This is a genomic window from Streptomyces sp. NPDC001750, assembly GCF_042892615.1.
GTDB lineage: Bacteria > Actinomycetota > Actinomycetes > Streptomycetales > Streptomycetaceae > Streptomyces.
The window spans coordinates 63,874-75,089 of the sequence record NZ_JBIAUE010000002.1; the positions used below are offsets into that span (position 1 = coordinate 63,874).

7 protein-coding genes are annotated in these 11,216 nt (G+C 73.6%); 2 read left to right on the forward strand and 5 right to left on the reverse strand.

The genetic code is table 11. The annotated features are described in order from the left end of the window. Nucleotides 1-167: 167 nt before the first annotated feature. Both ACFYY6_RS03675 and ACFYY6_RS03680 read right to left on the reverse strand, forming a co-directional pair. Nucleotides 168-1,769: a PucR family transcriptional regulator gene (locus ACFYY6_RS03675; protein WP_389191522.1), complete on the reverse strand. Its 1,602-nt coding sequence runs from the start codon at nt 1,767-1,769 to the stop codon at nt 168-170. Nucleotides 1,770-1,943: 174 nt separating this feature from the next. Next, the gene (locus tag ACFYY6_RS03680; protein ID WP_389191525.1) at nt 1,944-4,448 is read right to left on the reverse strand and encodes an ATP/GTP-binding protein; all 2,505 of its coding nucleotides are present in this window, start codon (nt 4,446-4,448) and stop codon (nt 1,944-1,946) included. A 296-nt stretch (nt 4,449-4,744) separates the two neighbouring features. Here ACFYY6_RS03680 and gabT point away from each other — a divergent pair, with 296 nt between their 5' ends. Both gabT and ACFYY6_RS03690 read left to right on the forward strand, forming a co-directional pair. Next, the gene (gene gabT, locus ACFYY6_RS03685) at nt 4,745-6,085 is read left to right on the forward strand and encodes a 4-aminobutyrate--2-oxoglutarate transaminase (RefSeq protein ID WP_351524677.1); all 1,341 of its coding nucleotides are present in this window, start codon (nt 4,745-4,747) and stop codon (nt 6,083-6,085) included. 387 nt (nt 6,086-6,472) lie between these two features. After that, nucleotides 6,473-7,087, forward strand: coding sequence for a phosphatase PAP2 family protein (locus tag ACFYY6_RS03690; protein ID WP_388647884.1), 615 nt, complete (start codon nt 6,473-6,475; stop codon nt 7,085-7,087). Here ACFYY6_RS03690 and ACFYY6_RS03695 read toward each other — a convergent pair. The 3 genes from ACFYY6_RS03695 to ACFYY6_RS03705 form a co-directional block, all read right to left on the reverse strand. Next, the gene (locus ACFYY6_RS03695) at nt 7,072-8,895 is read right to left on the reverse strand and encodes a chitinase (protein ID WP_389191527.1); all 1,824 of its coding nucleotides are present in this window, start codon (nt 8,893-8,895) and stop codon (nt 7,072-7,074) included. The two genes, ACFYY6_RS03690 and ACFYY6_RS03695, sit on opposite strands and share 16 nt — an antisense overlap. Nucleotides 8,896-9,036: 141 nt before the next feature. After that, entirely contained in the window at nt 9,037-9,498 is a 462-nt protein-coding gene (locus ACFYY6_RS03700; protein ID WP_389191530.1) for a hypothetical protein, read from the reverse strand. Nucleotides 9,499-9,771: 273 nt separating this feature from the next. Continuing rightward, the gene (locus ACFYY6_RS03705; RefSeq protein ID WP_351524681.1) at nt 9,772-11,193 is read right to left on the reverse strand and encodes an FAD-dependent oxidoreductase; all 1,422 of its coding nucleotides are present in this window, start codon (nt 11,191-11,193) and stop codon (nt 9,772-9,774) included. Between the last annotated feature and the right edge of the window lie 23 nt (nt 11,194-11,216).

Consider the following 11,216-nt stretch of genomic DNA (forward strand, 5'->3'; position numbering starts at 1 on the left):
CAACTAGTGCCGCATCAGGCAACGTTCGCCCCGTCGCGACGCCCGGCACGCCCTCTCGCCGCACCGGCCGAAATCCCAAGTACATCCAGTACGAGGGCTTCCGGCCGGCACACCGAGAGCACGTACCGGACGCGCTCCTTGACGGGCAAACGTTGCCTGCCGCGGCACTAGTGCCCGGGCGGCGTCTCCTGCGCGGGCGGGGTGCTCGTGGCCTTCAGGGCCAGCCACAGCTCCATCCGCACGTCCGGGTCGTCCAGCGAGCGGCCGAGGATCTCCTCCACCCGGCGCATCCGGTAGCGCAGGGTGTGGCGGTGCACGCCCAGCTCCGCCGCGGCGGCGTCCCACTGGCCGTGGTGGGAGAGCCAGGCGCGCAGCGAGGCGACCAGGTCGCCGCGCCCCTTCGCGTCGTGCTCGCGCAGCGCCCGGAGCATTCCGTCGGCGAAGGCGCGGACGGCGTCGTCGGCCAGCAGCGGCAGCACGGAGCCCGCCACCAGTTCCTCGTGCTCGACCAGTGCCCTGCCCCGGCGCCGGGCCACCGACAGCGCCTGCTCGGCCTGCTTGTGGGCGGCGGAGACGGTGGTGAGGCCCGACGGTGCGGAGAGGCCCATGACCACCCGGTCCTCCTGTGCCGGTTCGCGCGCCGGACGCGTCTCACAGGTCTCCCTGGCCTGCTGTGCCTCCGCGTACACCGTGCAGGCGGCGACCACCGCTCCCCCGTCCGCGGCGAGGACGACGAGCCGATGGCCCTCGGGGACGGCCAGCAGCGCCTCACCGGTCCGGAAGGCCGCGGCCTCCAGCGCCTCGCCCAGCGCCACCGGCGCGCGGGGGCCGTCCACCTCGGCGATGAGCAGCCGGAACGGGGCGTCGAGCAGTTCCCCGTACAGGTCCCCGGCGACGGCCCTGGCGTGGTCCGGCCGGCCGGCGAGCAGCATCCGCAGCACGGCCGTGCCCAGCCGCTGCTCGGCGCCCTGGAGGGAGCGGGAGCGGGCGGTGGTGAGGGTCAGCAGGGCGACCGCCGAGTGCACCGCGTACCGCTCGGCGGTGCCGAGTGCCGCGCCGGTGCCGACGGCCAGCGCGCCCCGGACCCGGCGGCCGGTGCCCAGGGTCTGGAGCTCGACCCGGTCGTCGGTGCCGCCCACGACCACACTGGCCGGGGCGGGGCGCTCGCGCAGCCGCTCCACGTCGGGCGTGAGCCGGGCGGCCCGGCGGGCGGCCCATTCGGGGGCCGCGGCGACGACGGCGCCGGAGGTGTCGTAGAGCGCGGCCCAGCCGTCGACGTGCGCGGCGAGCCGGGCGAGGAGTTCAGCGGGGCCGTCGCCCGACACCGCGGCCTTGGTCAGCTCCCGTTGGGCGGCGAACCCGGCCGTCACCGCCTGGTACTGGTCGGCGGCGATCGCCGAGGAGACGGCCTTGGCGATGGCGATGAACGGGGTGCGGCGCGGCACCTCCAGCAGCGGGAGGCCCGCCTCCTCCGCGGCATCGATCAGGGCGCGCGGCACCTCGTCGTAGTTCACGCCGACGGCGAAGCCCAGGCCGACGACCCCGGCCCCGGCCAGCCGCCGCACGTACCGCCGCATCGCCTCGGGGTTCTCGGCGTCCAGGTTGGTGGCGGTGACGAGCAGGAACTCCCCGCCCTCCATGTACGGGACCGGATCGGGCAGTTCGCTGGCGTGGGCCCAGCGGACGGGCACGTCGAGCCGGTCCGCCGCCGCTCGCACCCTGAGTCTGAGCGCCGAGTGCTGGACGAGCGAGGCAAGAGTGGGGGGCATGGGGACCGTGGGACCTCGGGCAGTCGTTTTTCGCCGTCCCGTATGAACGGCTGTCCTCAATTCTGCCAGGGCGGCGCAGTCCGCGGCGACGGCTCGGCCGCGCCGCCACCGCCGCCCGCGGGTACCGGCGCCGTCGCCCCGTGCTTCCCGGGCCGGTCGCCCGGCCCCCCGGGGTCAGTCGCCCAGCCGCACCAGCAGCGGCGGCGCGTGCTCACCGTCGACCGTCGTCAGCGAGAGCACCGCATGTCCCGGGGGCAGTTCGTAGGCGAGCGCGGAGGCGGACCAGCGTTCGCGCTCCACCTGGCGCACGGTGACGGCGTCGACGGTGACCGCCTTGCCGGTGGCGAGCTTGCGCAGCGCGTGCATGGCCCGGGTGAACGGCTGGTCGGCGAAGACCCCGTGCTGGGCCACCTCGCGGACCGAGACCCACTCCTTGCCCCAGGTCTCCGAGAACCGCTTCCCGTCCCAGGTGGTGACGCCCGAGAAGATCATCCCGCAGCCCACCGCGCCCAGCAGGGACGCGTGCAGCCCCTCGGGGACGTCGTCGACGGTGCGCAGGGCGAGCACCGCGCCGGCGTTCAGCGGCCTGAGTCCCCTGATCCCCTGGATGGTCCGGGCGGTGAGGGTGTGGGTCGCGTCGTCCAGCACCAGGCAGGCGAACGCCGACCGGTCGGTGCGGGTCTCGGCCATCGCGTTGAACTGCGCGAGGACGAGGCGGGCCAGCACCCTGGACGCGGCGGCGTGGGCGCGTTCCGGGAGGTCGATCCGGACCCTGAGCGGATGCTGTCCGAAAGCACGCAGGGAGAAGGGCCGTGCGTCCTCCCCGGTCGCGAAGAACCCGGCGAACGCGGGCCGGTCGAGGAGGGCGACGCGGTCGGCGAGCAGCGCCGAGGGGTCCGACCCGGCGCCCGCCTGCCGGGTCCGGGCGTCGAGTTCGCGGAGCATCGCGGCGTGGCCGCCCGCCTCCAGCTCCTGCCGCAGTGCGCCGAGGGCCCTCTCGTCCCCCGCGAGCAGTTCCCGCAGTTCGGGTACGGACGGGAAGTGCCCGTGGACCGTCCGGTAGGGGCCGAGCAGTTGTCCCAGGGCCAGGGCCGCGCGCCGGCCGTCCAGTTCGGGGATGTCCCCGGCCAGCCCTTCCGCGAGGGTGGCCGCGGCCTCGTCGGGATCGGTCGATCCGCCGTACAGGTCGAAGTCGTGGACGGACGAGGGGTCGCCGATCCTGACGACGACGTCGTACGCCTCGTCGGGCCCCAGCGGCGTGCCCGCCGCACCGACGGCGAGCACCGCCACCGCGCCGGTCAGCGCCTGGAGGGCGAGCGTCTCGACGACGGGACGCACCAGCCCGGTCGTCTTGCCCGCGCCGGGCGGGCCGACCGCCAGCAGGGACGTGCCCAGCACGGCGGGGTCCAGGGCGACCCCCGAGCCCCGGCGCGCGTAGGGGTTGCGTTCGTCGTCGGCGCAGCCGCCGATGCGGACCTGACCGGTCAGCAGGTCGTGGCGGGCGGTGCGCAGGGGGAGGTCGCGGTGGCCCGAGGGGTGAAGGAAGGCGTCGGCGCCCCGGCGCGCCACCGTCTCGGCGAAGGACGCCGGGCCGTCGTGGCGGGACCGGGCCCGTGTCCAGGCGTGGTGGACGCGCACGCAGTCCACGTCGTTCAGACGCCCGCCGCGCACGGCCGAGGTGAGCACGTCCGCCGCGGCGGTGAGTCCCGCGGCCCGCAGCGCGGGCCACCGGGCGGCGTCCGTCCCGGACGCGGGCGACGGTCCCTGACCGGCCGCGGGGGGAACGGCCGCCGGAAGGCCGCCCGCAGGACGCGCGGCCGCGCGGCGCGCCGACCGGGCGCGGAGGGCCGCGCGCCAGCGTCCGGCCCGGGCGAAGGGCCACACGACCGCGGCGATGACCAGGGCGTAGGCGCCGTAGGCGACCACCGCCGCCAGGTACGCGCTGCCGCCGCCCTGCAGCCAGCTCTGCGGGATCAGATAGAGGACGACGTCCAGCAGGGGCACCGTGCCGTTCCCGACCAGCCACAGCGCGAACAGCGCGCCGAGGCCCGAGACCCACAGCCGGGCCCGGTCCGTGTTCGGTCCCGCCCAGTGGCGGAAGATCCCGGACCAGTGCCCGAGGCGGGCGGCCCACAGCCCGGCGAGCAGCACCAGCAGCTGGTAGTAGAGCGTCTCGATGCTGTACGCGGCGCGCGGGACGTAGTCCGCCCGCAGCGTCTCGAACACCCACCAGTCCCCCGGCGTGATCGCCACCAGGGGCACCTTCACGTACGGGATGCGGAAGTCCGCGAGCAGCGCCCAGATCAGCAGCCAGAGTCCCAGCGCGATCAGCGGCCCGAGCAGGGAGGGCCGGGGCGGCTTCTCGGCGGGGCGCGGCACGTAGCCGTACCGCCAGATGCCGGGCGCGGCGGCGGGGCGGAGGGCGTTCAGCCACTCGGCGACCGACGGCCCGGTCCGCGGAAGCCCGGCGGGCATCGGCGGCGCGGCGGACGGCGACGCCGCGGGGGGAGGCCCTGCGGGCCTGGGCGGGGCGGCGGGCGGCGGTCCGGCCGGGCGCGGCACCACGTGCCGGGACGCGCCGTCGGGGCCGACGTGCCCCCGCCGCGTACCGTCCTCGTCCCGCACATCGAGCGGGTCACCGCTCGCGCCCCGCACGCCGTGCACGTCGTCGCTCTTCATGAACCGTCGCCCCCCTGACCGGCCGGGTCCGTCCGCTGCCCCGGTCAATCTAGTGCCCCTCACGATGTTGTCCGCCCCGTCGCGCCGCCCGGCGCGCGCGGCGGGTCCGGCGGGGCTCCCGGGTGGCGGCCGTACGGGTGGTGTCCGCGCGTCCCGGCACCCCCGCCCCGTGCGTGCTATGTCCGCGACGGACAACGCGGCACGGCCACCACTCCCGAACGGAACATGCCGGACCCCCGGTCCCGCCCCTAGCCTGCAGGCAGAGAAGCGTCCGAAACACCCCACAGGAGCCCCGCATGACCTCTCTTCCGCAGGAGCGCCGCCTCGTCACCGCCATTCCCGGCCCGAAGTCGGTGGAGCTTCAGGCCCGTCGTACCGCGACGGTGGCCGCAGGCGTGGGCTCCACCCTGCCGGTGTTCGCCGCGCGCGCCGACGGCGGGATCATCGAGGACGTGGACGGCAACCGTCTGATCGACCTCGGTTCCGGCATCGCCGTCACGTCGGTGGGCGCCTCCGCCGAGGCCGTCGTACGCCGCGCGTCCGCCCAGCTCGCGGACTTCACCCACACCTGCTTCATGGTCACGCCGTACGAGGGCTACGTCGAGGTCTGCGAGCGGCTCGCCGAGCTGACGCCGGGCGACCACGCCAAGAAGTCCGCGCTGTTCAACTCGGGCGCCGAGGCCGTCGAGAACGCCGTCAAGATCGCCCGCGCGTACACCAAGCGTTCCGCGGTCGTCGTCTTCGACCACGGTTACCACGGCCGTACCAACCTGACGATGGCGCTGACCGCCAAGAACATGCCGTACAAGCAGGGCTTCGGCCCGTTCGCGCCCGAGGTCTACCGGGTGCCGGTGGCGTACGGCTACCGCTGGCCGACCGGTGCCGAGAACGCCGGGGCCGAGGCGTCCGCCCAGGCCATCGACCAGATCAACAAGCAGATCGGCGCGCAGAACGTCGCCGCGATCATCATCGAGCCGGTGCTCGGCGAGGGCGGGTTCATCGAGCCGGCCAAGGGCTTCCTCCCGGCGATCGCGCAGTTCGCCAAGGACAACGGCATCGTCTTCGTCGCGGACGAGATCCAGTCCGGCTTCTGCCGCACCGGCCAGTGGTTCGCCTGCGAGGACGAGGGCATCGTCCCGGACCTGATCACCACCGCCAAGGGCATCGCGGGCGGCCTGCCGCTGTCCGCCGTGACCGGCCGCGCCGAGATCATGGACGCCGCGCACGCCGGCGGCCTCGGCGGCACCTACGGCGGCAACCCGGTGGCCTGCGCCGGTGCGATCGGCGCCATCGAGACGATGCGCGAGCTGGACCTGAACGGGAAGGCCAAGCGCATCGAGGAGATCATGAAGGGGCGGCTCGCCGAGATGCAGGCGAAGCTGCCGAACGGCGACATCATCGGCGACATCCGCGGCCGCGGCGCGATGATCGCGATCGAGCTGGTGAAGTCCGGCTCGAAGGACCCGGACCCGGAGGCCGCCGCGAAGCTCGCCAAGGCGTGCCACGCGGAGGGTGTCCTGGTCCTCACCTGCGGCACGTACGGCAACGTCCTGCGCTTCCTGCCGCCGCTGGTCATCGGCGAGGACCTGCTGAACGAGGCGCTCGACGTCCTCGAACAGGGCTTCGCCGGCGTCTGACCCGTGCGACCCCCGGCCCTCTCCGCGGCCCTGCTCGCGGGGATGGTCCGGGGGCCTCGTGAGGGCTGTGAAGAAGGTGTGCGGGGCCGATGGCGGGATCCCTTTCCGGCTGTCGGTCGCCCTCCCGCTGCCGTACGGTTTCCGCAGATGAGAGAAACACCCCGCCCGCAGGGGACTGCCGGCGACGCCGGGCCGAAGCTTCCCCAGCACCGTCCCGGCCGTGCCCTCGCGCACACCACTGGAGCCTCCGGCTCCGGAACTCCTCACCGATCGGATGGCCGCTCGCCCCAGACCCCCCGGGGCGCGCGGCACACCGGTCCGACCGGCCGCCCCGGAACCTCCCCCCCTGTTCCCGGGCGGCCGGCCCTTCTCGTTCTCCCGGCTTCCGTGCTCCTGGCCCTCCTCGCGCTCGTCACCTGGCAGGTCACGGCCGACGGACCGCTGCGCGGGGCGGACGAGCGGGCCGCCCTGGCCGTCGTCGGACACGGCCCCGCCCCGCTGACCGAACTCCTCGCCGATCTCGGCAACACACAGGTCGCGCTCCCCGTGCTGGGATGCGCGATCGTGTGGGCGCTGCTGCGCGGGGAGCGGCGCGGGCCGTTGTACGCGGCGCTCGCCATGGCCGCGGTGCCGCTGCTGATCGTCCCGCTGAAGGACTGGATCGCCCGCCCGGGACCGCTGACCGGAGCCACCGGCTACTACCCCTCCGGCCACGCGGCGACGGCCGCGGTGGCGTACGGCGCGGCGGCGCTGCTCACCGCGCGGTGCGTGCGGGACGCGGGCGGTGAGCGGTGGGCGCGGGGCGTGTGGCGGTGGGTGCGGACATGGATGATGCCCGTCGCCGCCGTCCTGCTGACGGCGGGGACGGGCATCGGTCTGGTGCTGCGCGGCTATCACTGGCCGCTGGACGTGCTGGGCAGCTGGTTCCTGGCCGGACTGCTGCTCCTGCCGTCGTACCGGGTGGGCCGCGCCGGGAGCGGGACGGGTCAGCGGCCGAAGTAGGCGTCGAAGTTCTTCGAGAACTCCCCGTTGTTGAAGCGGTCCCAGTTGATCGACCACGTCATCAGCCCGCGCAGCCCCGGCCAGGTGCCGTGGGTGGTGTACGAGCCGCAGTCGGTCTTCTTGGTCAGGCAGTTGAGCGCCTTGGTGACCTCGGCGGGCGAGGTGTGGCCGTTGCCGGCCTGGGTGGAGGCGGGCAGTCCGATGGCGACCTGGTCGGGGCGGAGCGCCGGGAAGACCTTGGTCCGGTCACCTGCCACCGGGAAGCCGGTGAGCAGCATGTCGGTCATGGCGATGTGGAAGTCCGCGCCGCCCATCGAGTGGTACTGGTTGTCCAGGCCCATGATGGGGCCGGAGTTGTAGTCCTGGACGTGCAGCAGCGTCAGGTCGTCGCGCAGTGCGTGGATGACCGGGAGGTACGCGCCGGCGCGGGGGTCCTGGCCGCCCCAGGGGCCGGAGCCGTAGTACTGGTGGCCGAGCTGGACGAAGAAGGTCTCGGGGGCCATGGTCAGGACGAACTTCTCGCCGTACGTGGCCTTGAGGGTCTTCAGCGCGGAGATCAGGTTGACGACGACCGGGGTGGTCGGGTTCCGGAAGTCGGTGTCGCCGGTGTTCAGCGAGAGCGAGTGGCCCTCGAAGTCGATGTCGAGGCCGTCGAGGCCGTACTCGTCGATGATCCTGCCGACCGAGGAGACGAAGGTGTCGCGGGCGGCGGCGGTGGCGAGCTGCACCTGGCCGTTCTGGCCGCCGATGGAGATCAGCACCTTCTTGCCCGCGGCCTGCTTGGCCTTGATGGCCGCCTTGAACTCGGCGACGGACTCGACGTTCGGACACTCGGTGACCGGGCAGAGCGAGAAGCGGATGTCGCCGGAGGTGGCGGAGGTCGGCTCGCCGAAGGCCAGGTCGATGACGTCCCAGGAGTCGGGCACGTCCGCCATGCGCGTGTAGCCGGAGCCGTTGGCGAAGCCGGCGTGCAGATAGCCGACGAGCGCGTGGGCGGGCAGCTGCGCGCCTCCCCCGCCGCCTCCGCCGGTGGTGGTGGCCTGGACGGCGGCGGACCTGGCGGACTCGCCCGCGGAGTTGGTCGCGGTGACCTGGAAGCTGTACGCGGTGGACGCGGTCAGTCCGGTCGCGGTGGCGGAGGTACCGGTGGCGGAGAGGACCTTGATGCCGTTCCGGTAGACGTTGTAGCCGGTGGCGCCCGGGGAGGCGGTCCAGGACAGGCCGACCGAGGAGGCGGTGACCGTGCCGGCCTTCAGTCCGGTGGGCGCGGCGGGGACTTCGGCCGGGGCGCCGCCGGGGCCGATCAGGGTGAGGTCGTCGGCGTGGTAGGCGGGGGTGCCGTACCAGCCGTGGGTGTAGACGGTCACCGAGGTGGTGGACGGGCCGGTCCTGAAGGTGGTGGCGAGCTGCTTCCAGTCGGGCGCCGACTGCGCCCAGGTGGACACGTCGGTGGTGCCGGTGCCGGACGCGCCGAGGTGGACGTAGCTTCCCTGGACCCAGGCGCTCAGCGTGTACGTGGAGTCCGGCTCGACCGTCACGGTCTGGGAGCACTTGGCGTTGTCGCCGCCGGACGGCGTCGCCTTGAGCGCCGAAGTGCCTCCGTGCGTCGGCGAGCCGACGACGGCTCCGCTGCCACCGGTGCAGCTCCAGCCGTCCAGGCCCGCCTCGAATCCGCCGTTGCGCGCCAGGTCCGCGTCGGCGGCGGCGGCCGAGGGGGCGGTGGCGGCGAGTCCACCGGCGGCGAGCAGCGCGGCCGAGCAGGCGGCCATCAGTCCGGTCAGTCGGGTGGGGGGTCCCGTGCGTTCCACAACTGCCTCCGTACAGGGGGGAATCGGGTGGGCGGAATTGAGTGCGGCCGCCACAACATGGTCCAGACCAATCAGGTTGTCAAGACCTCTGGCGGCACTCCGGTCGCTCCGGAGTGCCGTCGACCCCTGCCTGACGTTCCGTCAATTACCGCCTCTCTCGGCCCTCATGGCCGCCGCTTCATGCATCGCGAGTTCGAGGAGCGCCGCGTCGTTGAGCGTCCCCGTGCCGTCCGGCGGGATGAGCCAGCGCACCGCACCGACGACTCGGCGGCCCGGATGCGGCACGACGATCCACGTACCCCGGCCCGCACCGCGCACCCCGGTGCCGATCCAGCCGTCGACGGTGCCCGGCGGCACGAAGAAGCCCATGCGGGCGTTGTCGAAGTCGGAGAGGACCGGCCCCGGCCGGTCCACGAGCCGGGTGAGCACGTCGAAGGTGGGGTGCCCCAGTTCCCCGGGGAGAATCAGCACGTCCCAGCGCCTGCCCGCGGGAAGGAGCGCGACCCCCCTGGGATCGCGCTCCCACACCCACCGACAGGCATTCGGGTCCGGCGCCACCGATACCAGCCACTCGACCGCTGCCCTGACCCCCGCACCAGCCATGACCGGCCCTCCGTTCCGTATCGACCGGCTCCGTGTCGCCGGTACGTCCACACGGGGAGAGAGGGGTGACGCCGTTCCATTACGCGAGTTGGTTACCCATTGGTAGTGATCTGGATCACGCCTTGGGCCGGTCCGTTCGCCGGACGGCCCGTCCGCGGTTGGTCCGTGGACGGGCCACCCGTTCGCCGGACGGGCCGCCCACGGGGTGGCCGACGCGTGGGCGGCCGGTGCGCGGGGCGGCCCGTCCAGCGGGAGCGGTCCGCGGGGGTGCGGTCAGCTGTCGAAACCGAGCCCCACGCGGTCCATGGTCCGCAGCCACAGGTTGCGGCGCCCGCCGTTGTCGTCCGCCCTGGCCAGGGACCTCTTGGTGAGTTCGATCCCGGCCCAGGCGAAGGGTTCCGGCGGGAACGGCAGCGGCTTGCGGCGGACCATCTCCAGCCCGGTCCGCTCGTTGCGTTCGCCCGCCAGCAGGTCGAGCATCACCTCGGCCCCGAACCGGGTGGCCCCCACGCCGAGCCCGGTGTATCCGGCGGCGTAGGAGACCTTCCCCCCGTGGGCGGTGCCGAAGAACGCGGAGAAGCGGGAACAGGTGTCGATGGCCCCGCCCCAGGCGTGGGTGAAGCGGACCCCGGCCAGTTGCGGGAAACACTCGAAGAACTGGTCCGCGAGCTTGTGGAAGGTCTCCGGACGCTGGTCGAGGGCCGCGCTCAGCCTGCCGCCGTACGGATAGATCGCGTCGTAGCCGCCCCACAGGATCCGGTTGTCGGCCGACAGCCGGAAGTAGTGGAACTGGTTGGCGCTGTCGCCGAGCCCCTGCCGGTTCTTCCAGCCGATCGCGTCGAGCTGTGCGGCGGTGAGCGGTTCGGTCATCAGCGCGTAGTCGTAGACCGGGACGGTGTACGGACGCACGCGCCTGACCAGCGAGGGGAAGACGTTGGTGCCGAGGGCCACGTGCCGGGCGAACACCCTGCCGTGCCGGGTACGGACCGTCATTCCCCCGGCGGCCCCGGCCAGTTGGAGGCCGGGAGTGTTCTCGTACAGCCGCACGCCCAGTCCGAGGCAGGCCCGCTTCAGGCCCCAGGCCAGCTTGGCGGGGTGCAGCATGGCGACCCCGCGCCGGTCCCACAGCCCGCCCAGGAACGTGGGCGAGTCGACCTCGGCGCGCACCGCGTCCCGGTCCAGGAACTCCAGCCCGGTGAAGCCCTGCCGCTCGGCCTCCTGGTGCCAGGTGCGGAGTTCCTCCAGCTGGTGCGGCTGCGTGGCGACGTCGATCTCGCCCGTGCGCTCGAATTCGCAGTCGATGGCGTACCGGGCGACGGCCTCCTCGATGGCGTCGAGATTCCGCGCGCCCAGTTCCTCCAGCTTCTCGATCTCGTCGGGCCAGCGCTCCAGGCCGTTGGGCAGGCCGTGGGTCAGGGAGGCGGCGCAGAATCCGCCGTTGCGGCCCGAGGCGGCCCAGCCCACCTCGCGCCCCTCGATCAGGACCACGTCCCGCGCCGGGTCGCGTTCCTTGGCGATCAGCGCGGTCCACAGGCCGCTGTAGCCGCCGCCGACGACGAGGAGGTCGCAGTGCTCGTCACCGGTGAGCGCGGGCAGCGCCTCGGGCCTGCCGGGGTCGTCCAGCCAGAACGGCACCGGGCTCGTGTCGGAGAGTGAGAGTGATGATGCAGCGGTACGCATGGCTTTGGGGGCCATGGTTTCCAACTCCTTCGGGGCTT

Bases quoted from the DNA above. Each gene is read 5' to 3' on its own strand.
- ACFYY6_RS03675 (WP_389191522.1), bottom strand. From the start codon at position 1,769: ATGCCCCCCACTCTTGCCTCGCTCGTCCAGCACTCGGCGCTCAGACTC.
- ACFYY6_RS03680 (WP_389191525.1), bottom strand. From the start codon at position 4,448: ATGAAGAGCGACGACGTGCACGGCGTGCGGGGCGCGAGCGGTGACCCG.
- gabT (WP_351524677.1), top strand. From the start codon at position 4,745: ATGACCTCTCTTCCGCAGGAGCGCCGCCTCGTCACCGCCATTCCCGGC.
- ACFYY6_RS03700 (WP_389191530.1), bottom strand. From the start codon at position 9,498: ATGGCTGGTGCGGGGGTCAGGGCAGCGGTCGAGTGGCTGGTATCGGTG.
- ACFYY6_RS03705 (WP_351524681.1), bottom strand. From the start codon at position 11,193: ATGGCCCCCAAAGCCATGCGTACCGCTGCATCATCACTCTCACTCTCC.